This is a genomic window from Pseudomonas brassicacearum subsp. neoaurantiaca, assembly GCF_013608025.1.
Classification (GTDB): Bacteria; Pseudomonadota; Gammaproteobacteria; order Pseudomonadales; family Pseudomonadaceae; genus Aquipseudomonas.
In genome coordinates this window covers 232,233-254,349 of the sequence record NZ_VDLV01000010.1, presented here as the reverse complement: position 1 = coordinate 254,349, position 22,117 = coordinate 232,233, and the positions used below count along the sequence as shown (strand labels likewise).

Sequence of the window (22,117 nt, the reverse complement as noted above, 5' to 3'; positions counted from 1 at the left end):
CCCTGTGGGAGCGAGCTTGCTCGCGATAGCGGATGATCAATCAACACTTCCTTGACTGACACATCGCCATCGCGAGCAAGCTCGCTCCCACATGGGTTCTGTGTTGAGCTTCAGAACTCACAACGGCTGCAGCTTTTTCTCAAACACCGCCACGCCTTCCAAGTCCCGCAGCACTACGCTCATTTCGCCACTCTGCCCGTCGATGTTCACCTCGCCAAAGAACTGATAACCGGCAAACGGCGAGGTGTTCTGGGCCGGTGGGGCTTTCTGGAACACCACCTCCGGGCCGAAGGTCTTGTCCAGGGCATTGGGCCCGAAGCTGCCGGCGTTCAATGGCCCGGCGACGAATTCCCAGAACGGTTCGAAATCCTGGAACGCAGCCTGTTCGGGGTGGTAGTGGTGGGCGGCGCAATAGTGGACATCGGCGGTGAGCCAGACGTAATTGCGCACCTGATGCTTGCGCAGGTAACCGAGCAGTTCGGCAATCTCTACTTCACGGCCCTGGGCCTCGCCCGGGTCACCGTTGGCGACCGCTTCCCAGCGCGGCACGCCGGGGCTGACCTCACCATCCGGCACGCCCAGGCCGATGGGCATGTCGGCGGCGATGACTTTCCACTGCGCCCGGGATTGCTTCAACTCGCGCTTGAGCCAATCCAACTGCGCACGGCCCAGAAACGGTTTCGCCGCGCCGAGGTTGGCGTCGTTGGCTTCGCGGTAGCTGCGCATGTCCAGCACGAACACATCCAGCATCGGCCCATAGCCGAGCTTGCGGTAGATGCGTCCTCCACCATCGGCCTTCTGTAGGCGCATCGGCGCATATTCCAACCAGGCTTGCCGCGCGCGGCCGACCAGGCTGTGGATATCCTTGGTCTGGTAGCGCTCGTCCAGTTGCTTGCCCGGCGACCAATTGTTGACCACTTCGTGGTCGTCCCATTGCCAGATCTGCGGCACCTCGGCGTTGAAGCTACGCACGTTTTCATCCATCAGGTTGTAGCGGTAGTTGCCCCGATATTCGTCCAGGGTCTCGGCGACCTTGCTCTTGGCTTCCGTGGTGAGGTTGCGCCAGATGCGCCCGCCCTCGGTGGTGAGCTGCGCAGGCACCGGACCGTCGGCATAGATGGTGTCGCCACTGTGGATAAAAAAGTCCGGCAGGCGCAGGCGCATGGCTTCGTAGATGCGCATGCCGCCAATGTCCGGGTTGATGCCGAAGCCCTGGCCGACGGTGTCGCCGCTCCAGACAAACCGGATGTTGCGCTTGAACTGCGGCACGCTGCGCAAATGCCCGAGCCAGGGCTCGCTGGCCACGCCGCTCTGGGCGTCTTCGAAATGCACGCGGTAGAAAATCGCCTGGTCGGGCGGCAGGCCGGTGAGCTCGACCCGGGCGGTGAAATCGCTGCGGCTGTCGGCCAGCGCCGAGACGAAGCGCCGGGGATTGGAGAACTGGCTGCGGGTGTCCCACTCCACCACCATCCGCGCCGGACGGTCGCTGCGACTCCAGATCATCGCGCGATCGCCCTGCAAGTCGCCCGACTGCACGCCTTCGGTCAGCACGGGCCGGTCCTTGACCGAAGCGATCACCGCCGGGGCCAGCCCGGGCAGCAATAAACCAGCGCCTACGGCTTGCATCACACGGCGACGGCCAAGGTCGAATTCGCTCATGGTGTTCTCCTTGAAATGGGAAAACTTAAGCATGGCCGTGTGAAGTGGGTGTGACAGATTTTTGTGCCCCCCCCCCAAAACCAGTGTGGGAGCGAGCTTGCTCGCGATTGCGGAGTGTCAGGCAACCTGATTGCCGGCTGATACACCGCTATCGCGAGCAAGCTCGCTCCCACAGGGGGCATGGCACCTTAAGAAATGATCAGGCCTTCACCGGCTCCAACGCCATTTCCACCACTTCCGGCCGCTTGAGCAGCGCATACGCCACCCCAGTCAACAGCGCGCCCGCCACGATCGCCAGCAAATACAACAGCGCATGGTTGATGGCATTGGGGATCAGCATCACGAACAGGCCGCCGTGGGGCGCCATGAGCTTGCAGCCGAAGTACATCGACAGCGCACCGGTCAGCGCACCGCCGGCGATGCTGGCCGGGATCACCCGCAGCGGATCCTTGGCAGCGAACGGGATCGCGCCTTCGGAAATGAAGCACAGCCCCAGCACCAACGCCGCTTTACCGGCCTCGCGCTCGGTCTGGGCGAATTTGCGCCGGGCCAGGAAGGTGGCGATGCCCAGCCCAATGGGCGGCACCATCCCGGCGGCCATGGTCGCGGCCATTGGCGCATAACTCTGCGAAGCCAGCAGCCCCACCGAAAAGGCATACGCAGCCTTGTTGATCGGCCCGCCGAGGTCGACGCACATCATCGCCCCCAGCAGCACACCCAGCAGGATCGCGTTGGTGGTGCCCATGCTGTCGAGGAAGTGGGTCAGCCCTTCGAGCATGCCCGCGACGGGTTTGCCGACGATGTAAATCATTACCAACCCGGTGAACAGGCTCGCCAGCAGCGGAATGATCAGAATCGGCTTGAGCGCCTCCAGGCTCTGGGGCAGGCGCGCGTAACGGTTGATCGCCTTGGCGGCGTAGCCAGCGAGGAAGCCGGCGATGATCCCGCCAATGAATCCGGCGCCGAGGGTGCTGGCGAGCAGTCCGCCAATCATGCCGGGCGCCAGGCCCGGCCGGTCGGCGATGGAATAGGCGATGTAGCCCGCCAGCAGCGGCACCATCAATTTGAACGCGGTGTCGCCGCCAATCTGCATCAGCGCTGCCGCCAGGGTGCCAGGCTCCTTGAAGGCGGTGATGCCGAACACGAACGACAAGGCAATCATCAGGCCGCCAGCCACCACCATCGGCAGCATGAACGACACCCCCGTCAGCAAGTGCTTGTAGACGCCGCTTTTTTCCGACTTCGCCGGGCCCGTGGACGCGCCGCTCGCTGCACTTTCCTGGACACCTTCGGCCAAGGCTTTTTTCAGCGTGGCTTCGGCCTGCTTCAACGCAATGCCGGTGCCGCAGCGGTAGATTTTCTTGCCGGCGAAACGCTCGGTGGCGACTTCAATGTCAGTCGCCAGCAACACCACGTCAGCCTCGGCAATTGCCTCGGGGCTCAACGGATTTCGGGCCCCCACCGAGCCCTGGGTCTCGATCTTCAGGTCGTAACCCAAGCGCGCCGCTGCCTGTTGCAAGGCTTCGGCGGCCATGAAGGTATGGGCGACGCCGGTCGGGCACGCGGTGATGGCAACCAGGCGCGGGGCGCGCTCGGCCGATGGCGCAGGCTCTTCGGCGAGCACGTCGGCCTCGCCCAGCACCTCGGCCTCTTCGGCACCGCGACGCAGCACGGCGTCAACGTCTTGCAAGGCCAGGGCCGGCGTGCTGCGGAACACGCGCTTGCCGACGAACCGCGAAAGGTCCACCGGGCCGCTGGCGACCAGCAACACCCACTCGGCCGACTCGAGAGTCGCCGCTGACAATTGGCGTTCCGGATGGGCCGCGTCATGGACTTCGACACTGGTGCTCCAACCCTGGCGCTGGGCCGCCGCATCCAGCAGGCGGGCACACAACACACTGGTGACCATGCCGTTCGGGCAGGCCGTCACAATGGCTAGTTTCATACTTGCGAACCCTCTTATTGTTCTGTCAGGGGGCGCACGCGCACGCCCTGTTCAAGCGACGCCAGCAACGCGGTGTCGTGGATACCAAAACCGATCTGGGTGACCGCCATGGCGGCGATCGCCGTGGCGGTGCGCAGGGTCTGCTCCGGCGCGTGGGCACCGAGCAATCCGTGCAGCATGCCGGCCAGCAGCGAATCGCCCGCGCCCACGGTACTGGCAACCGTGACCTTGGGTGGCGAGGCATGCAGCGCCGAACCGACGCTGAACCAATTCACACCGTCGGCGCCGTGGGAAATCACCACGTGTTCGACACCTTGGGCATGCAGGCGCTGCGCCGCTTGGGCTTGGGCCAACTCCGTGACCACATCGCAACCCAGCGCATCGGCCAGTTCCTCGGTGTTCGGCTTGATCAACCACGGCCCGGCCGCCAGGGCGACGCGCAACGCTTCGCCGCTGGTGTCGAGGGCGACGTTCAAGCCGAGGTTTTTCAACCGGGTAATCAGCGCCTGCAACCATTGCGGACTGACGCCTCGGGGCAAGCTGCCGGCCACGACCACGGCGTCATGGCCAGGGGCGATTTGTTCGAGGCGCGCCAGCAACGCCTGCTGCGCGGCGTCATCGACCATCGGGCCCGGACCGTTGAGGTCGGTGATGCGCCCATCCTGTTCGGCCAGCTTGATGTTGCTGCGGGTTTCGCCGGGGACGCGGATAAACGCGTCGACAAAGCCACGCTGGGCGAACAACGTCTCGAACACCTGGGCGTTGTCCTCACCGAGAAAACCGCTGACGGTCAGCGTATGGCCGAGATCCGCCAACACTTGCGCCACGTTCACGCCCTTGCCGGCGGCGTGGGCGTGCATGGCGTCGCTGCGGTTGACCTGGCCCGGCTCCAGGCGCGCCAATTCCACCGTGAGGTCGAGCGCCGGGTTGAGGGTCAGGGTAAGAATCTTCGCCATTACAGCGCCTCCACTAATGCGCGCACATCATCGGCGCTGCCCACGGCCAAGGCCTCTTGAGCCAGGGTTTGTACTTGCGCCAGGCTCAATTCGCGGACCCGCGCCTTGACCTCGGCAATGCTGCGGGCCGAGACACTCAACTCGTCCACGCCCAGGCCCACCAGCACCGGCACCGCCAGCGGATCGGCCGCCAGCTCGCCGCACACACCGACCCATTTGCCATGGGCATGGGCGGCGCGCACGGTGATGTCGATCAATTGCAGCACCGCTGGGTGCAAGCCATCGGCCTGGGCCGACAGGGTCGGGTGACCACGGTCGATCGCCAGGGTGTATTGGGTCAGGTCATTGGTGCCGACGCTGAAGAAGTCGACTTCCTTGGCGAGTACCGGGGCCAGCAGCGCGGCGGACGGTACTTCGATCATGATCCCCAGTTGCAGGTCCGCCACGGGAATCTCCCGGCGCAAGCGCTCGGTCACGTCCCGGGCCTGGCGCCATTCGTCGACGCTGCCGACCATGGGGAACATGATCCGCAGCGGACGGTTGTCGGCCGAGCGCAACAGGGCGCGCAGTTGCGCTTCCATGATATGCGGACGCTGCAAGGTCAGGCGGATGCCGCGCACGCCGAGGAACGGGTTTTCCTCTTTGGCGATCGGCCAATAAGGCAGCGGCTTGTCACCGCCGACGTCAAGGGTACGCACCACCAGCGGCCGACCGGCCAGGCCATCGAGCACCTTGCGGTATTCGGCTTCCTGGGTCGCTTCGTCCGGGGCCTCGGTGTGGGCCATGAAGATCAGCTCGGTGCGCAACAAGCCGATGCCTTCGGCGCCCTGCTCCACCGCGCTGGTGACGCCGGCGCTTTCGCCGACGTTGGCGAATACTTCAACGGCGTGACCGTCGCGGGTCAGCGCCGGTTGATGCCGTTGTTCGGCAGCGACCTTGAGGCGTTGCTCGCGGGTGTCGCGTTCCTCCTTGGCCCGCTGCAATGTGGCGGCGTCCGGGTCGACATGCAGGCGACCGCGCTGGCCGTCCAACAGCAAGGACGTGCCCGGCGCCAATAGCAACACCGCCGCTCCAGCGCCGACCAGGGCCGGAATGCCCAAGGCGCGGGCGACGATGGCACTGTGGGCGGTGGCGCCGCCGCGTGCGGTGAGAATCCCCGCCACGCGCGCCGGGTCCAGGCGGGCGACGTCGGACGGGCCGACTTCGTCCATCACCAGAATGTAGGGTTGTTCGGGTTCAGCCGGGGTTTCGATGCCGCACAGTTGCGCCAGCACCCGACGACCGACGTCCCGCAAATCGGCGGCGCGCTCGGCGAGCAAGGCATCCTGCAAGGCTTCCTGTTCTTTCGCGGCGGCCTCGATCACGCCCATCCAGGCCGCTTGTGCGCTCTCGCCCAGCTTCAGGCGGGTGTCGACTTCGTCGGTCAGTTCCGGGTCGTCGAGCATTTCCTGATGAGTGATGAAGATCTCGCGGATGGCCTTGGCCTTGGCACGCTCGATCAGGCCTTCGATGTCCCGACGCACCTGGCTCAGGGCTTTCTGCAGGCGCTCGCGCTCGATCGCTGGGGACTCGCCACGCAGTGGATACTCGATGTCTTGCAGCACTTGGATATGCGCCGGGCCGATGGCGATACCCGGCGCGGCCGCGACGGCCTGGATCAGGCTGCCGGATTCGGGCGCCAACATCACGGTGGCGACTTCGGCAATGGTGGTTTCCCGTGGCGCGCTCGGTGGCGGCAGCGGTTCGACTTCTTCGCCGAGACCTTCTTCGACGGCTGCGAGCAACGCCGGCAACGCGTCGGCGGCAATGCCGGGTTCGGCAATGAACTCCAGGACCTGACCACGACGAGCGCCCAGGCTCAGCAGCTTGCTCAGGCTCTTCACCGATACGGCGCTGTCCTGGCCATCGACGATGCGCACGCGGATCTCGCCTTCGAAGCTTTTCGCCAACTGGGCGAGGATCTTCGCCGGACGCGCATGCAACCCGTGGGCATTTGCCAGGCCGATGCGCGCGCTGGGCCAATCGGCAGGCAGCTCGCCGCCGAGCACTTCCAGCACTTTGCGGCTGCTGGTGGCACGGCCCAATTCATGGCCGCGACCTTCGATCAGCAACGCGCAGAGTCTTTCCAACAAGGCTTGATGGGCTTCCCCCAGGCTCGCCAGGCAGAACAATCCGCTCAAGGGTTGGCCGAGGTAACGAATGGGTTTGTCCGGCGTGACGAAGGCCAGGCCCGGGCGCTTGACGGTCTGCTCGCTGTGCAGCCACCAGAGCCCGTCGCCGAGGGGCAACGCGTCGACCTGCTGCAATACGCCAGCAAAGCCGTTGCTCACGCAATCGGCCTGGCGCAACAAACGGGCCCCGCGCCAGACCAATTCTTCGAAATCGTCGGCCGACACGCCGAGGCCGATCATCTGCGCATCCAGCGCCAGCTCCTGCGGCGCGCCTTGCAGCAATTTCAGCAGCGCTTCGGCCGAGCCGGCGCGGCGCAGGGCCTGGCCCAGGTCGGTCTCGCCGAGGGCACGGGTCAGCAGTTGCAGCAGGCGCAAGTGTTCGTCGGACTTGGCCGCGATGCCGATCGCCAGGTAAACGATCTGGCCATCGCCCCAGTCCACGCCGTCAGGAAATTGCAGCAAGCGCACGCCAGTGGAATACACCAGGTCACGGGTCTGCGGAGTGCCGTGGGGAATGGCAATACCTTGGCCAAGAAAGGTCGAGCCCTGGGCCTCGCGGGCCTGCAACCCGGCAAGATAGCCCTCGGCTACCAGGCCATCGGCCACCAGTTTGTCAGCGAGCAGTTGCAGCGCGGCGTCTTTATCCACAGCCACCTGGGCCATGGATATCTGCTCTAAAGTGAGCTCGAGCATGCTTTCTCCTTTTTGGCGTCCGGTTGGCGCCAGGTATTGTTTTGAATGAATCAGCTTAGCGTTGCAAAACGGCTTCCGGTGGTATCGCGGCAGCACCGACCAAAAACCTGAGAGCCTTGAAAATACGCCTGCTGAAACGTTTAATCTAGAAAGATTGGCACGTTACTCGATAATCTCTCATCCTTGAAGTGCAACTTGTCGAAAGCGTCTGGAGGGTGACCATCGATCCGAATCGGGTAGGATGGGCCTTCATTGTCGGGGCAAACTCGAAAAAACAAGGAAAACCGGGTTGAAACTCAGTGATATCGCCCAGCTCGCCGGTGTGTCCGTGACCACCGCCAGCTACGTCATCAACGGCAAGGCCGAACAGCAACGCATCAGCAACGCGACCGTCGAGCGGGTGCGGGCGGTGGTCGAAGAGCATGGCTTCACGCCCAACCCCCAGGCTGCCGGATTGCGCAGCCGGCATACCCGCACTTTAGGTTTTATCTTGCCGGACCTGGAAAACCCCAGCTATGCACGTATCGCCAAGTTGCTGGAACAAGGTGCTCGCGCCCGAGGCTACCAACTGCTGATCGCCAGCTCCGATGATGCACCCGACAGCGAGCGGCAATTGTTGCAACTGTTCCGCGCCCGGCGCTGCGATGCGCTGATCGTCGCCAGTTGCCTGCCCGCCGAAGACGACAGCTACCGTCAATTGCAGGCCAAGGGCATCCCGATCATCGCCATCGACCGGGTGATGGAACCCGCGCATTTCTGCTCGGTGATCAGCGATGATCGCCAGGCCAGCCTGCAATTGACCCGCAGCCTTCTGGAGACGAACCCACGACAGATCGCGCTGATCAGCGCCCGCCCCGAACTGAGCATAAGCCAGGAACGGACCGCAGGTTTTCGCGAGGCGCTGGAAGGCTTCGAAGGCCAGGTGCTGATCGAACATGGCGAGTCGTTCAGCCGTGAATGCGGTCGCCAGATGATGGACGAAATGCTCGCCCGCCTGGGCCATTTGCCCGACGCGTTGATCACCACCTCCTACGTGTTGCTGCAAGGGGTATTCGATGCCCTTCACGATTTCCCACTCAAGGCGCGACCGCTGCGCCTGGGCACATTTGGTGACACGCAGCTGTTGGATTTCCTGCCACTGCCGGTCAATGCCATGTCCCAGCAGCATCAGTTGATCGCCGAGAAAGCCCTTGAACTGGCGTTGGCGGCCATCGAAAACGATGACTACCAACCCGGTGTGCAGGCGATTGCGCGTACGTTCAAACAGCGCATTCACCAAGGCTGAAGTTTCGGAACCCCGCATGGAACTGATCGACACCCACACCCACCTGGACTTTCCCGATTTCGACGTGGACCGGCCGGCGCTGCTGGCCGAAAGCCGCGCCCTGGGCGTCCGGGAAATGGTGGTGCTGGGGGTGTACCGGGACAATTGGCAGCGCGTCTGGGATCTGGTGCAAAGCGACCCACACCTGCATGCCGCGCTGGGCTTGCATCCGGTCTATCTCGATCAGCATCACAACGATGATCTTGCGCAGTTGCGCGGATGGCTGACCCGCCTGGCCGGACATCGGCAGTTGTGCGCGGTGGGGGAAATCGGCCTGGACTACTACGTCGAGACCCTGGATCGCGACCGCCAGCAAGCGCTGTTCGAGGCGCAGCTGGAACTGGCCGTGGAATTCGAATTGCCGGCGCTGATCCATGTGCGCCGCAGCCATGCCGCTGTGATCGCGACGCTTAAACGCATCTGCCCGGCGCGTGCCGGCATCATTCATGCCTTTGCCGGCAGCTTCGAAGAGGCCCGCGAATACATCAAGCTCGGTTTCAAGCTCGGCCTCGGCGGCGCGGCCACGTGGCCCCAGGCCCTGCGCATGCACCGGGTACTGCCGAAACTGCCGTTGGATGCGGTGGTGCTGGAGACCGACTCCCCGGACATGGCTCCGGCGATGTTCCCCGGCCAACGCAACAGCCCGGCGCATTTGCCGGCGATTTGTGAGGCGCTGGCGGGGATCATGGAGATCAGTGCCGAGCGATTGGCCGAGTCCAGCACCGCCAACGCCCGCGAGCTGTTCAACTGGTAAAAACCTGTGGGAGCGAGCTTGCTCGCGATGGCGGTGTATCAGCCAACATCAGTGTCGGCTGACCTGACGCCATCGCGAGCAAGCTCGCTCCCACATTGGATCTGTGGTGGGCCTAGGAATTACACCCGAAACGCATTGATCAATTGCTTGAGCTGCACCACCTGGGCGGACAATTCGCGGCTGGCGTCCTCGGTCTGGTGGGCGCCTTCGGCGGTACGTTCGCCGGCGCGGTTGATCTCGACGATGTTCTGGTCGATGTCGTGGGCCACGGCGGTCTGTTGCTCCACCGCAGCGGCGATCTGCTGGTTCTGGTCGACGATCATGCCGACCGCGCCGAGAATGTTTTCCAGCGCCTGCTGGACTTTCTCCGACTGACCTACCGTGCCGCTGGCCATCTCATGACTGGTGCCCATCGCCTTGACGGCGGCACCGACGCCGCCATGCAGGCGACTGATCATCGCTTCGATTTCTTCAGTCGATTGCTGGGTCCGCTTGGCCAGGGTTCGCACCTCATCGGCCACCACGGCGAACCCGCGCCCTTGCTCGCCGGCCCGGGCGGCTTCGATAGCGGCGTTGAGGGCCAGCAGGTTGGTTTGCTCGGCGATGCTCTTGATTACATCCAAGACACGGCTTATGGACTGGCTGTCGCTCGCCAGTTGATTGATCACTTGCACTGACTGATCGATTTCACTGGCCAGCCGCGCAATGCTGCCTTGCTGGGACTCCACCAGCCCCCGCCCGCTGAGGGTTTCGTCGTTCACGCTATGGGCACTGCTGACCGCCGCCGCGGCACTGCGGGCGACTTCCTGAGCGGTGGCCGACATCTGGTTCATCGCCGTGGCGACCAGCTCGATCTGGCTGCGCTGGCCGGCGACGGCCTGGTTGCTCTGGGCCGATACCGTTTCCACCTGCCCCGCCTGGCGCTCGACCTCGGCGACGGTGTGGCCGACTTGCTCGATCAGATCATGGATCTTCGCCACCGTGCCGTTGAATACCTCACCCAACTCGCCCAGCTCATCCTTGCTGCGGGCCACGAAGTTGACCGTCATGTCACCCGCCGCGACCTTGTCCATCATCGCGCCAAGATGCTTGAGCGTGGTACGCGTCGAGGCGTAGAACCCGGCGTACAGGTAAAAAATAAGCAGGAACACTGCGGCCAGTGCCACGGCTTGCAGCACCATGTGCCTGCGGTTCTGCTCCAGGCGGTTCTGCAGTTGCACACCGAGAAAGTCCAGCGTTTGCTCGTTCAGCCGATAGGTCTGCTCCATCAGGCCGCTGATTTGTTCGAAGAATGCCGGCCATGGCGCATCAAGGGTATCGGCCATGACGACTTGGTTCTCAATCAGCTCGGCAACCTGCTTGAGGGTGCTTTTGCTGCCTGCGGCCTGGCTGGCGAGGGCTTGCCCGGCCGCCTTGCTCGAACCCAGGGCATCCTGCAGTTTCAGATCATATTCGCCCTGGAGTTTTTCGATCTGCACCAGCAACTCGTCGAACCGGGTACTCGACGCGGAATTGAGGAACCCCAGCCCCAGCGACGAAGCGCCCAGCGCACGACCGTCGCCCAAGGTCTGGGTGATTTCGGGTGTCACGCCAATGACAAGGTCGCTGAGCTGACGGATGTCGCCCTGGTTATCACGGCTCAGGCCCGCCTGGCTGGCGATGATCTGGCCGAATATCTGCGCATTGTTGAGCAGGCTGCCAATCAAGGCGCTTTTGCTTTGCAGGGAATTTTCGGCCTGTTGGGCCTTGAAGGCGACGATCATTTCGCCGCGCTTGGCATCGAAGGCTCTGACGTGCTCGGGCTCGATGGCCATGGCCGTCATGCCTTGCAATCGCGCGAGCACCTTTTGCTCAAGCGCGGTGATCTTCGCTTCCACGTCGCCGGCCTTGCCGGATTGACCCAAGCTGGCGTTGATCTGCACGAGGTTGTTCAACGTCTCCAGGTCCCGCCGCAGCGTCAGGCTGCTGCCCAGCAGGTCAAGGCTTTGCAGCTCCACTTGGGTGCCCTGGAATTCCCGGTAGGCATCGCGCACCAGAAAGAAGTTGGTCACCAGCATCGGCAGCAGGAACAGAACGCTGATCAGGCTGAACTTCATGCCGAAGCTCAGGCGGTTCATCAGGGCGACGGCGGGCCAGAGCACACTCTTCACAAGGAAGCCTCCCGGTAGTTTTTTATTGTTATGAGACCGGCACGCGAAGGCAGCAGAAAGCCACTATGCGGGCGCTGCCTCTGTATAGCCTAAAACGGCGGGGAGATTTGTAACTTAAGGTTAACGGTGTAGGAGCTGTGTAGGAGCTGTCGAGTGCAACGAGGCTGCGATCTTTCCAAAAACACTTGAATCTCAAGCGAAAGATCAAAAGATCGCAGGCTTCGCCAGCTCCTACAGGACCGAGCGGGAGCAAGCCCTCAGCCCAACACCGTCCACAACGCAAACCCGGCATACCAGAGCAACGCCGCGCGCAGTAGCAATTCCCAGAGCCGATCCAGGCTGTTGATACCGTCCAGCCCGGCGACGGGCGTGGGAATCTCGCCGGCCACCAGGCCAACTTTGTCGATGAGGTCCGCGGCACTGATGTTCCAATTCAGCAGCTCATGCAGCATGACTCGGCTGACCGCCACGAAGTTGCCCACCAGAGCGAAGCTCGCCGCCAGCAACCGCACGGGCACCCAGTCGAAGGCATGACGCAGCTGCGCAGCACGCTCCGCCACGCCAGGGTTCTGGCTGTGTTCGGCGGCCAGCGCCAGCAACCGATAACTCAGGGCAGCCACAGGGCCCAGCAGGAAGTACCAGAAGATCACCGCGAAAAAGCTCTGGTAGGCCTGCCATAGCAAGTGCCTCTGTACGCGCTCCAGCAATTGTTGGCCGCCGTCGGCGTCGATATTCAAGTCGCGCTTGGCCACGTGAGCCGCCGCTTGCAAGTCTTCTCGCCGCCACGCATCGCGGAACGGCCCGAGAGCAGCCAGTAGATCCCCGCGGCCCAGGCTATAGATCACCGCCAACAGGTGCACCGGCAGCGCCAGCAAACCATAGGCCACCGGATCCAGCACCCAAAGCAGCAACGCCAACGCCGCTACCGGCAGCAGGACCATCGTCACCAACACCAGCCAAGGCCGGTTGACCCAGCGCGGACTCGCCTCAAGCTTGTTCAGCTCGCCCAGCCAGCCACCGTCACGCTGGACCCGCTGGCGCAAGGCCGAGAACTTCTCGATCCAGACCGCCAGCAGCAACACCAGAAAACTCATTGTCCTTCCCCTTCTGTCAGGGCCGCGCGATAGCGTGCCCAGTCGAATGCCGGCCCCGGATCGGTCTTGCGCCCCGGGGCGATGTCGCTGTGCCCGCAGATGCGCGGCACCGTGATCGCCGGGAACGCCGTCTGCAACTGCCGGGTCAGTTCCACGAGGGAGGAATATTGCGCATCGGTGAAAGGAAGATCATCGGTACCCTCCAGCTCGATGCCCACGGAAAAGTCATTACAGGTCTCCCGCCCCTCGAAGCAAGAAACTCCCGCGTGCCATGCACGATCCAGACAAGAGACAAACTGGGTCACGGCGCCGTCACGTTCAATCAGGAAATGCGCAGAAACGCGCAGGTCGGCAATACCGGCAAAGTAGGGATGTTCCGTGACATCCAGGCGATTCTGGAAAAACTCTTGCACTTTGCCGGTAGCGAACTGTGCCGGCGGCAAGCTGATGTTGTGGATGACCAGCAGGGAGATTTCGCCCTCGGGGCGCGCATTGAAATTGGGCGATGGGCAATGACACACGCCATCGCACCAACCGCTCGCGGAGTCCAGCTGCATACAGGTTCCTTCGATGACGACGGAGATTCCCGTCAGTATGCCGCGATCGGGCCGGGCTGCGCGATCACTTGCCGCGATTGAGTTGGCGCAGGTTGCCCAGCACCGACTCGAGCGCCCGGTCGAACAGCAAGGTATCGTCCAGCAACCGCGCCGCTCCCCGGCGGAACTCCAGGGCCAGGCTGGTGCGGCTGTGCTCCAGGACCTTGAGGCCGGTGCGATTGACGAAGACGTACTTGCCGGTAGCCTGGATGATTGCGGCCAGCTTGCAGCGAAGGCTGTTGTCTTCGTCTTCCTGGAACTCGACCCAACTTCCCAGGCGCAATTGATCGACCTGAAGCAGGCCCACGTCATCGGCGGGCAGGCGCACGGTCGGTTCTTCTGCAGGCGTCTTCGGCGCCGTGCGCAAGACGATGGGCTCCGCCACCTCGACCATGACCGGCAAATCGGTGGGTTCGGTCTGCTCCGTTACCTGTCCCAGCCTTTGCAGGGCCTGGACATGAAGCACTTCCAGCTCGCTGAAAAACTCGCTGGTGGCGAACGGATCGAACGCCGAACGACTCAGCCCTTCGCGCAAGGCCTTGAGCAATTCCGGCACCATCGCCAACAAGCGCAGGCCCGCATCCGGCTCTTCGTGGTGCTGGACGCTCCAGACAAGTTGTCTGAGGGTCAATACGTCGGCCTGCCATTCGGCAGACTGCTCGCCATGCTTGAACCCCGTCAGCAACAACACCTGGCTCCAGGCCTGTTGCACGAAATCCACCACCGCCTGGGGCAGGAGCTTGCCCAGCATGACCTGGTTCAGCGCCCCTTCGACCCGCTGGCGTGCCAGTTCAGCCTTGGCCCGTCCTTCTTCGGCGTCCCTGATGCGTTGTTCGAGCAACTCGCTGCGACGGCGTTCATCGCTGGTAAACGCCAGGAAATCGGCCAGCACTTCGGAAAATATGGCCGGATCGTCGACATAGTCGTTCAGCAAGCGTTGCACCACCTGCTCGATGCGCTGGTAGAGGCTGTCGCGCTGGTGATCATCACAGTCGCCCCAGCCCATCGCTGCGGCGGCGATTTCGTTGAGCAGCCGGCGGGCCGGATGATTGCCGCGACTGAAAAAGCTTTTGTCCTGCACTGCGACCTTGAGCATGGGAATCTGCAGGCGCCCAATCAGGGCCTTGAGGACGTCCGGCAGGTTATGGTCGTCGAGAATGAATTCGAACATCATTGCGATGAGGTTGATCACATCTTCATCGGCACCATCGACGACACGGGACCTGCCGCTCTTGACGCTGACACGGGTCAACAATTGTTCGAGTTGGCTACGCAGGTCGAAATCGTCCTGGACCGCAGGCGCCGGCACGTATTGCTGCAAATGAGACAGCAAGCGAAGCAAGTCGCGTGTCGAGATCGGCTGGGCCGGCGTGCTCGGTTCCAGGGTCGGCGCGACGCTGCCTCGCACCTGGACCAACAGCTTCTGCAACGCGGCGAACACTTCGTGCACGCTGTCATCGACGTCCTCCGACCGTGGCCGGACGGCGCCCTCGCCCCTGGGCCGAGGGGCTTCTTCGGCGCGATCCGACGCCCGGCGTGACGGAGCAGCCTTCAAGTCCGACAGGATACCCGTGGCGGCCAGCAGTTGATTGGCTTCGGCGTAGAACTGATCGCATTCGCTGAGTACATAACGCTCGAAAAGCTTGAGCAGGATCAGCTTGACCTTGATGCCCACGCCCAGATTGCGTCCGGCCTGGAGAAAATGCTCGCACAGCAATGCCGGGCTCAACGGGTTCTGCTGGTTCGCCAATGGCCGGTCCAGCAACACGCTGAGCCGCGCCGTGAGTTGATCGAGCGACACGCCATCGCGGCTGAGCACCCGGGCCACCATGGTTTCTACCGCCAGCCGGCGCTCCAGCTCGTCATGGTTCGGCTGGGTCGGTATGGCACCCAGTACGGGCGCGAGGGTCGCCTGGGTAAGGTCATACTGGGCCAGGCTGACAAACGCCTCGAAAAACTGTTCGAGAAATTCCCGTTCGATACTTTTTCGTTTGAGGCGCAGGTCACGCATGGCTTCGAAATAAAGGTTCTGCTCGACATCATTGCGCGCCCGATCGGCCATTTCGAACAGCGTGTCATCGGCGTTATCGAACAGCCCCTGCAAACCAACGCGCAACTGCTGCGCCGCCTTGTCGCGAACCTGAAGCAGAATCACAGGCAGGCGGGCGAGCGGCGAACGATTCGCCTGATCGGTAGGCACCTTGTGCAAAGGCACTACATTCCCGTCGTTGTGCATCCTGGCCTCCTGAAAGGGCATTCTTCGGTTCGCGCCGTCAAAGTCATGACGTCAATCGAAAGGCGGATTATCAGGTAAAAACAGCCCGTCGCACCAGAGGACTCTGTGAACAGGCTCAAAGAGATCGCAATAAAAGACCGGCAATTTTGGTAAATGTTGCGAGGACGCGACCAAATGCAAGCCAACAAGCCCCAAGCGGATATAATCCGGCCACTTTGTTTGTGGAGCCCGTTATGCCGAATCTACGTCTCGCCGACCTGACCGCCGAAATCGAAGCCAACGTGCGCCGTGCGTTGCTGGAAGACATCGGCAGCGGCGACATCACCGCGCAATTGATCCCCGCCGAACGCCTGGCGAAGGCCACCATCATCACCCGTGAAGCCGCCGTCATCAGTGGGACGGCCTGGGTGGACGCGGTATTCCGGCAACTGGACCCGCGTGTTGCGGTGCATTGGCAAGTACGTGACGGTGACCGGGCGGCCCCTGACCAGGCGCTGTTCCATCTCGAAGGCCCGGCCCGCTCACTGCTGACGGGCGAGCGCAGCGCGCTGAATTTCCTGCAGTTGCTTTCCGGCGTCGCCACCCGGGCTCGCTACCTGGCGGACTTCGTCGCTGACACCCAGGTCAAGCTGCTGGACACCCGCAAGACCCTTCCGGGGCTGCGCCTGGCACAGAAATACGCGGTCACCTGCGGCGGCTGCCATAACCACCGCATCGGCCTGTACGACGCGTTCCTGATCAAGGAAAACCACATTGCCGCTTGCGGTGGGATTGCCCAGGCCATCAACGCCGCCCACCAGATCGCACCGGGCAAACCGGTGGAAGTCGAAGTGGAAAGCCTGGCGGAATTGAAAGAAGCGCTGGCGGCCGGCGCCGACATCATCATGCTCGACGAACTGAGCCTGGACGACATGCGCGAAGCGGTGCGCCTGAACGGCGGCAAGGCAAAACTGGAGGCTAGCGGTGGCATCAACGAAAACACGTTGCGCCCGATTGCCGAGACTGGCGTGGACTACATTTCCATCGGTGCGATGACCAAGGATGTGAAGGCCATCGACCTGTCTATGCGCTTGAGCCTCTGACAACGAAAAACGCCAGCCTGGAAAGGCTGGCGTTTTCTTCAGACCAACAGATTGTTCATCTCGCAGTATTCATCCCATTCCACACCCAACACCTCAGCCGCCTCCTTGTGCAATGCAAGGCGCTGCGCCTCGAATTCTTCAGGTGTGCTGGTGTATTTGAGGGTCAACTCCCAAGGTTGCAGCCCCTGGGCTTCGGCCTCGTCTTCGAATGCCCATTTGATCTGGTCTCTCTGATCGTCGGCGGACAGGTCCTTGATCTCATCCCGCAGCTGCGGCGTTTCTTTCAAGTACTTTTCCAGGGCTTCTTCGTTTCTGGCTTCTTGACTCAATTCTTTAACGGTCATGGCGTTCTCGCTGATCTGGGAATGGAAGATGGATCTGGATCATCAAGGATCTCTCTGACGCAGGAAGCCGTTGGAAGCCCGGTTTGCCTGGCCTTCAGAACCATTCGTGGATCATCTGAAAACTGCTGGGCGATGCTCATGCAGGCACCGAATATAGGACGTTTTGCCAACTATTTACACGGCTCTTTACATCTATCCCACAAAAAAAGCCATGCAGAAGAAGCTCGGTAGGCCTTGGAACATCTGTCAAAACAACCAGTCATAGCTATGTGCCATATCGGCACTTCACAAGGAACCCCAGTGATGCGCAGCTTTTCGAAACGTTCGTCGACTCAACTTGCTACCGCGACCTTGCTGCTCGGCAGCCTGACTTTGGCCGGTGCTGTCCAAGCTGCTGTTGAAGTCTCCTCCGATGGGCTGTCCTTCTCCGACGTCATCCCTGCCCTTCGTTATGACCAATCTGACAAGTACGTACTGGTCAAGACCCACATCAACGCCAGCGCGCTGGAAGACCTGCCAAAAACCGTGAAGGACAACACCGCCGAACTGGAAAACCAGAAGCGCACGCTCAGCGAACAGGCTCGACAAATCGAAGAACTCAAGCGCAACAGTGGATCCAGCTCCACCTCCAGCAGCCGGGAGATCGACGAGCTCAAGCGCACCATCAAGGAACAGGAAAGCGATCTGAAGGATCTCGGCAAGCAGGTGGAAGAACTCAAGCGCAACAGCGGCTCCAGTTCGAGTTCAAGCAACAGCGAGATTTCGTCACTGAAACGAGAGCTCAGTGATCAGGACAGCGAGATGAGCCAGCTTAAACGCACGGTCGAGGAACTGAGCAGGAAGGTGAAATAACGAGGGGGATGGTGCCCGAGACAGGAATCGAACCTGCGACCTTCGCGTTACGAGTGCGCTGCTCTACCGACTGAGCTACACGGGCGGTGGCTAAAACTAGCACCGTCCCCTGTAGCCAGGCAACCTGCCTGGCAGTGATTTTCGCCACACAGCAAAACGCCCCGAACCAGTCGGGGCGTTTGCTTGTTCAGCGGCTAAGCGAGGGGGTGATTAAACGCCCGATGCCTTGGCTGCCGCGACGTCCTTGATGGACAGCTTGATACGGCCGCGGTTGTCCACGTCCAGTACCAGCACTTCCACTTCCTGGCCTTCTTTCAGGATGTCGGTCACTTTCTCGACGCGAGCATCGCTCAGCATGGAGATGTGAACCAGACCGTCCTTGCCCGGCAGGATGTTGACGAACGCGCCGAAGTCGACGATGCGCTCAACCTTGCCGACATAGATCTTGCCGATCTCGGCTTCCGCGGTGATGCCCAGGACGCGCTGGCGTGCTGCTTCTGCCGCTTCCTTGGTTTCGCCGAAGATCTTGATCGAACCGTCGTCTTCGATGTCGATCGAGGCCTTGGTTTCTTCGCAGATCGCACGGATGGTCGCGCCGCCTTTACCGATGACATCACGGATCTTGTCGGTGTCGATTTTCATCGCGATCATGGTCGGAGCGTTTTCCGACAGCTCGGTACGGGACTGACCGATGATCTGGTTCATCTGGCCGAGGATGTTCAGGCGCGCTTCCAGGGCTTGGCCCAGGGCGATTTCCATGATCTCTTCGGTGATGCCCTTGATCTTGATGTCCATCTGCAGTGCGGTGACGCCCTTGGCGGTACCGGCCACTTTGAAGTCCATGTCGCCCAGGTGGTCTTCGTCACCCAGGATGTCGGTCAGGACGGCGAACTTCTCGCCTTCTTTGACCAGACCCATGGCGATACCGGCAACTGGCGCCTTCATCGGTACACCAGCGTCCATCAGGGCCAGGGAAGCGCCGCAGACCGAAGCCATCGAGCTCGAACCGTTGGATTCGGTGATTTCCGATACCACGCGAATGGTGTACGGGAACACGTCAGCGGCAGGCAGCATGGCCTGGACCGAACGACGGGCCAGACGGCCGTGACCGATTTCGCGACGACCCGCGCCACCCATGCGACCACACTCGCCCACCGAGAACGGAGGGAAGTTGTAGTGCAGCATGAACGGGTCTTTCTTTTCGCCTTCCAGGGTGTCGAGCAGTTGCGCGTCACGGGCGGTGCCCAGTGTTGCAACGACCAGGGCCTGGGTCTCGCCACGGGTGAACAGTGCCGAACCGTGGGTCTTTGGCAGGACGCCGACTTCGATGTTCAGCGGACGTACGGTGCGAGTGTCGCGACCGTCGATACGCGGCTTGCCGTTGACGATGTTTTCGCGAACGGTGCGGTATTCGATTTCACCGAAAGCAGCCTTGACGTCGCTGGCCGATGGCTGGCCTTCTTCGCCGGAGAACTTGGCAACGACCTGGTCTTTCAGCTCACCCAGGCGCGCATAACGGTCGGCCTTGATGGTGATGGTATAGGCTTGGGAGATCGCGTCGCCGAACTCGGCACGGATCGCGCCCAGCAGCTCGGTGGCTTCTGGCTGTGGAGCCCAGGTCCAGGTTGGCTTGGCGGCTTCGGCGGCCAGTTCCTTGACGGCGTTGATCACCACCTGGAACTCGTCGTGGGCGAACAGCACGGCGCCCAGCATCTGGTCTTCGGTCAGCTCTTTGGCTTCGGATTCAACCATCAGCACGGCTTCGGAAGTACCGGCCACAACCATGTCCAGGCTGGAAGCCTTCAGTTGCTCGTAGGTCGGGTTCAGCAGGTAGCCGGTGCTTTCGTGGAACGCGACGCGGGCAGCGCCGATCGGGCCATCGAAAGGAATGCCGGAAATGGCCAGGGCAGCCGAGGTACCGATCATCGCAGCGATGTCCGGATCAGTCTTCTTGCTGGTGGACACGACGGTGCAGACAACCTGCACTTCGTTCATGAAGCCTTCTGGGAACAGCGGACGGATCGGACGGTCGATCAGTCGGGAAGTCAGGGTTTCTTTCTCGGAAGGACGGCCTTCGCGCTTGAAGAAACCGCCAGGGATCTTACCGGCAGCGTAAGTCTTTTCCTGGTAGTGGACGGACAGAGGGAAAAAGCCCTTGCCTGGATCAGCTTGCTTGGCACCGACAACGGTCACCAATACGCTGACGTCGTCGTCAACGGTGACCAGCACTGCGCCGGAGGCCTGACGGGCGATACGGCCAGTCTCGAGGGTAACGGTCGACTGACCGAACTGGAATTTTTTGATTACCGGGTTCACGGTGTCCTACCTTCTTTGTGGCTCTTGGGGAACTTGTCTTCTTGCGAAATTCTTGGGCAATGGCGGGAATCGGCCCGACGTTTGTCCAGGGTAAAACGTGTATCCAGATAAAACTTGAGGCTGGGAGCCTGCCATGCGCCAGCGGGAAACCCTCTGACGCACGACAGACCACCAACCTCTAGCGCAATCGCTGATTAGCGACGCAGACCCAGGCGAGCGATCAGAGCGCTGTAACGGCTCACGTCCTTGCCTTTCAGGTAGTCCAGCAGCTTACGACGCTGGTTTACCATGCGGATCAGACCACGACGGGAGTGGTGATCCTTACCGTTGGCCTTGAAGTGACCTTGCAGTTTGTTGATGTTGGCGGTCAGCAGTGCAACTTGCACTTCTGGCGAACCAGTGTCACCAACAGCTTGCTGGTAGTCAGCTACGATTTGAGCTTTTTCTTGAACGTCGAGAGCCATGAGGCAATCCTTTTAGTCAGGAAACTGTTCCGAGGAAACAGCTTCAACAGGCCAGGGACAAGTCCCTGTATCTATAAATGAGTAGTGACCGTGCCTGTTAACAGCCACACTCGCCAACCTGCTGTTACACAGGTTGGTTCCGGTCATTCCGACCGAATCAGTCGACGCGGCGCAATGCGCCCGTCTTCGCCCACTTCACCGATACCGATGAAGCGACCATTGTGATCCTGTACCCGAACCATGCCGAACTTCGGCGCATCCGGGGCACGCACCGGCTGGCCGTTGAGCCAGTAGAACGCACTGTGTTCCGAGAACTGCAACAGCGGCCAGTCCAGCAAGCCGCTGTCCGATGGCATCAGGAAGCGGTCGACCGCTTCGTTGCCGCCTTCGGCATGCACCGCTTCGAGCTCTTCCAGCGTGACCGTCTGGGCCAACGTGAAAGGTCCGGCCTGGGTCCGTCGCAATTCTGCCACGTACGCGCCACAACCGAGCTGCTCGCCAATATCCTCCACCAGAGTGCGGATATAGGTGCCTTTGCTGCAATCCACTGCCAGCCGCGCAGTATTACCGTCAAAGGCCAGCAATTCCAAGCGCGCAATAGTAACAGAACGCGGTTCACGCTCCACTACTTCGCCTGCACGGGCCAGTTTGTACAACGGCTGCCCATCGCGCTTCAAAGCGGAGTACATCGGTGGTATCTGACTGATTTGTCCGCGAAATTTCGGCAAGACCGCCTCGACATCCGCCTGACCAACGGTCACCGGGCGCTCCAGCAAAACCTCACCTTCGGCGTCCGCCGTGGTGGTGGTCTTGCCCAACTGCGCCAGGGTCTCATAGCCCTTGTCGGAATCGAGCAGGTACTGGGAAAACTTGGTCGCCTCGCCGAAGCACAGCGGCAACACGCCCGTAGCCAGCGGATCGAGACTTCCGGTGTGCCCGGCCTTTTCGGCATTGAGCAGCCAGCGAACCTTCTGCAATGCCGCGTTGGAAGTGAACCCCAGCGGCTTGTCGAGCAGGATGATGCCGCTGACGTTACGACGGATACGTTTGACCTGAGCCACCGATTACTCCTTGGTGTCTTCGGGTTCAGCGGCCGCCGGGTGCTGGCTGTCTTCAGCCACGGCGCGCTCGATCAGTGCCGACAGATGCGCGCCACGCACGACGCTTTCGTCGTAATGGAAGTGCAACTGTGGAACGCTGCGCAGCTTCATCTCGCGGGCCAACTGCATACGCAGGAAGCCGGCGGCCGAATTGAGCACCTTGATGCTCTGGGCGATTTCTTCGGCGCTGTCCTGCCCCATCACGGTGATGAAAATCTTCGCATGACCGACGTCACGGCTGACTTCCACTGCGGTAATGGTGACCAGGCCAACGCGCGGGTCCTTGACTTCGCGACGGATCAGCTGGGCCAGCTCGCGCTGCATCTGATCGCCGATTCGTTGGGTACGGCTGTATTCTTTTGCCATGTCTTGTTACCTGTT

General features: G+C 61.8%; 17 protein-coding genes and 1 tRNA gene. 4 read left to right on the top strand and 14 right to left on the bottom strand.

Annotation, left to right across the window (positions count from 1 at the left end; all coding sequences use genetic code 11):
- Positions 1-117: 117 nt before the first annotated feature.
- From FHK92_RS07840 to ptsP, 4 genes are all read right to left on the bottom strand, one after another.
- Positions 118-1,659, bottom strand: a complete 1,542-nt coding sequence (locus tag FHK92_RS07840; RefSeq protein ID WP_181287565.1) for an alkaline phosphatase D family protein — start codon at positions 1,657-1,659, stop codon at positions 118-120.
- A gap of 199 nt (positions 1,660-1,858) precedes the next feature.
- Complete coding sequence (locus FHK92_RS07835) at positions 1,859-3,604, bottom strand: PTS fructose-like transporter subunit IIB (RefSeq protein ID WP_181287564.1); 1,746 nt, start codon at positions 3,602-3,604, stop codon at positions 1,859-1,861.
- Between the two features lie 14 nt (positions 3,605-3,618).
- A complete protein-coding gene (gene pfkB, locus FHK92_RS07830) occupies positions 3,619-4,560 on the bottom strand; it encodes a 1-phosphofructokinase (protein ID WP_181287563.1) in 942 nt (313 codons plus the stop codon).
- Positions 4,560-7,424: a phosphoenolpyruvate--protein phosphotransferase gene (gene ptsP, locus FHK92_RS07825; RefSeq protein WP_181287562.1), complete on the bottom strand. Its 2,865-nt coding sequence runs from the start codon at positions 7,422-7,424 to the stop codon at positions 4,560-4,562. The genes pfkB and ptsP overlap by 1 nt, the downstream gene beginning before the upstream one ends.
- Positions 7,425-7,713: 289 nt before the next feature.
- On the opposite strand from ptsP, the gene cra reads away from it, so the two are divergent.
- On the top strand, positions 7,714-8,709 hold the full coding sequence (gene cra, locus FHK92_RS07820) for a catabolite repressor/activator (protein WP_181287561.1): 996 nt from the start codon (positions 7,714-7,716) through the stop codon (positions 8,707-8,709).
- Positions 8,710-8,725: 16 nt separating this feature from the next.
- Positions 8,726-9,502 (top strand): TatD family hydrolase, encoded by a 777-nt coding sequence (locus FHK92_RS07815; protein WP_181287560.1) that lies wholly within the window; start codon positions 8,726-8,728, stop codon positions 9,500-9,502.
- Positions 9,503-9,621: 119 nt separating this feature from the next.
- On the opposite strand, the gene FHK92_RS28120 is transcribed toward FHK92_RS07815, so the two are convergent.
- The 4 genes from FHK92_RS28120 to FHK92_RS07795 all read right to left on the bottom strand — a co-directional run bounded on the left by FHK92_RS28120 (position 9,622) and on the right by FHK92_RS07795 (position 15,578).
- Positions 9,622-10,326: a methyl-accepting chemotaxis protein gene (locus tag FHK92_RS28120; protein WP_375154604.1), complete on the bottom strand. Its 705-nt coding sequence runs from the start codon at positions 10,324-10,326 to the stop codon at positions 9,622-9,624.
- Between the two features lie 1,583 nt (positions 10,327-11,909).
- Complete coding sequence (ampE, locus tag FHK92_RS07805) at positions 11,910-12,746, bottom strand: regulatory signaling modulator protein AmpE (RefSeq protein ID WP_181287558.1); 837 nt, start codon at positions 12,744-12,746, stop codon at positions 11,910-11,912.
- Positions 12,743-13,303 carry a 1,6-anhydro-N-acetylmuramyl-L-alanine amidase AmpD gene (gene ampD, locus FHK92_RS07800; protein WP_181287557.1) on the bottom strand — a complete coding sequence of 187 codons (561 nt, stop codon included), beginning with the start codon at positions 13,301-13,303 and terminating at the stop codon, positions 12,743-12,745. The genes ampE and ampD overlap by 4 nt, the downstream gene beginning before the upstream one ends.
- A 64-nt stretch (positions 13,304-13,367) precedes the next feature.
- A complete protein-coding gene (locus tag FHK92_RS07795) occupies positions 13,368-15,578 on the bottom strand; it encodes a DUF1631 domain-containing protein (protein WP_181287556.1) in 2,211 nt (736 codons plus the stop codon).
- 233 nt (positions 15,579-15,811) lie between these two features.
- Here FHK92_RS07795 and nadC point away from each other — a divergent pair, with 233 nt between their 5' ends.
- Positions 15,812-16,660 carry a carboxylating nicotinate-nucleotide diphosphorylase gene (gene nadC, locus FHK92_RS07790; RefSeq protein ID WP_181287555.1) on the top strand — a complete coding sequence of 283 codons (849 nt, stop codon included), beginning with the start codon at positions 15,812-15,814 and terminating at the stop codon, positions 16,658-16,660.
- A 38-nt stretch (positions 16,661-16,698) separates the two neighbouring features.
- Here nadC and FHK92_RS07785 read toward each other — a convergent pair whose 3' ends face one another.
- A complete protein-coding gene (locus tag FHK92_RS07785; RefSeq protein ID WP_181287554.1) occupies positions 16,699-17,004 on the bottom strand; it encodes a DUF6388 family protein in 306 nt (101 codons plus the stop codon).
- Positions 17,005-17,307: 303 nt separating this feature from the next.
- Here FHK92_RS07785 and FHK92_RS07780 point away from each other — a divergent pair, with 303 nt between their 5' ends.
- The gene (locus tag FHK92_RS07780; protein WP_181287701.1) at positions 17,308-17,856 is read left to right on the top strand and encodes a hypothetical protein; all 549 of its coding nucleotides are present in this window, start codon (positions 17,308-17,310) and stop codon (positions 17,854-17,856) included.
- Positions 17,857-17,865: 9 nt separating this feature from the next.
- Here the strand turns inward: FHK92_RS07780 and FHK92_RS07775 are convergent.
- The 5 genes from FHK92_RS07775 to rbfA all read right to left on the bottom strand — a co-directional run bounded on the left by FHK92_RS07775 (position 17,866) and on the right by rbfA (position 22,102).
- Positions 17,866-17,941, bottom strand: a tRNA-Thr gene (locus tag FHK92_RS07775).
- 125 nt (positions 17,942-18,066) lie between these two features.
- Positions 18,067-20,172 (bottom strand): polyribonucleotide nucleotidyltransferase, encoded by a 2,106-nt coding sequence (gene pnp / locus FHK92_RS07770; protein WP_030139794.1) that lies wholly within the window; start codon positions 20,170-20,172, stop codon positions 18,067-18,069.
- 194 nt (positions 20,173-20,366) lie between these two features.
- Positions 20,367-20,636, bottom strand: a complete 270-nt coding sequence (gene rpsO / locus FHK92_RS07765; RefSeq protein WP_011332409.1) for a 30S ribosomal protein S15 — start codon at positions 20,634-20,636, stop codon at positions 20,367-20,369.
- 143 nt (positions 20,637-20,779) lie between these two features.
- Positions 20,780-21,697: a tRNA pseudouridine(55) synthase TruB gene (gene truB / locus FHK92_RS07760; protein WP_181287553.1), complete on the bottom strand. Its 918-nt coding sequence runs from the start codon at positions 21,695-21,697 to the stop codon at positions 20,780-20,782.
- A gap of 3 nt (positions 21,698-21,700) precedes the next feature.
- Positions 21,701-22,102, bottom strand: coding sequence for a 30S ribosome-binding factor RbfA (gene rbfA, locus FHK92_RS07755; RefSeq protein WP_181287552.1), 402 nt, complete (start codon positions 22,100-22,102; stop codon positions 21,701-21,703).
- Positions 22,103-22,117: the final 15 nt, after the last annotated feature.

Excerpts from the sequence above, each read along its gene's own strand:
- FHK92_RS07840 (WP_181287565.1), bottom strand. The coding sequence starts at position 1,659 with ATGAGCGAATTCGACCTTGGCCGTCGCCGTGTGATGCAAGCCGTAGGC.
- FHK92_RS07835 (WP_181287564.1), bottom strand. The coding sequence starts at position 3,604 with ATGAAACTAGCCATTGTGACGGCCTGCCCGAACGGCATGGTCACCAGT.
- pfkB (WP_181287563.1), bottom strand. The coding sequence starts at position 4,560 with ATGGCGAAGATTCTTACCCTGACCCTCAACCCGGCGCTCGACCTCACG.
- ptsP (WP_181287562.1), bottom strand. The coding sequence starts at position 7,424 with ATGCTCGAGCTCACTTTAGAGCAGATATCCATGGCCCAGGTGGCTGTG.
- FHK92_RS07815 (WP_181287560.1), top strand. The coding sequence starts at position 8,726 with ATGGAACTGATCGACACCCACACCCACCTGGACTTTCCCGATTTCGAC.
- FHK92_RS28120 (WP_375154604.1), bottom strand. The coding sequence starts at position 10,326 with ATGTCGGCCACCGCTCAGGAAGTCGCCCGCAGTGCCGCGGCGGCGGTC.
- ampE (WP_181287558.1), bottom strand. The coding sequence starts at position 12,746 with ATGAGTTTTCTGGTGTTGCTGCTGGCGGTCTGGATCGAGAAGTTCTCG.
- ampD (WP_181287557.1), bottom strand. The coding sequence starts at position 13,303 with ATGCAGCTGGACTCCGCGAGCGGTTGGTGCGATGGCGTGTGTCATTGC.
- FHK92_RS07795 (WP_181287556.1), bottom strand. The coding sequence starts at position 15,578 with ATGCACAACGACGGGAATGTAGTGCCTTTGCACAAGGTGCCTACCGAT.
- nadC (WP_181287555.1), top strand. The coding sequence starts at position 15,812 with ATGCCGAATCTACGTCTCGCCGACCTGACCGCCGAAATCGAAGCCAAC.
- FHK92_RS07785 (WP_181287554.1), bottom strand. The coding sequence starts at position 17,004 with ATGACCGTTAAAGAATTGAGTCAAGAAGCCAGAAACGAAGAAGCCCTG.
- FHK92_RS07780 (WP_181287701.1), top strand. The coding sequence starts at position 17,308 with ATGCGCAGCTTTTCGAAACGTTCGTCGACTCAACTTGCTACCGCGACC.
- rpsO (WP_011332409.1), bottom strand. The coding sequence starts at position 20,636 with ATGGCTCTCGACGTTCAAGAAAAAGCTCAAATCGTAGCTGACTACCAG.
- rbfA (WP_181287552.1), bottom strand. The coding sequence starts at position 22,102 with ATGGCAAAAGAATACAGCCGTACCCAACGAATCGGCGATCAGATGCAG.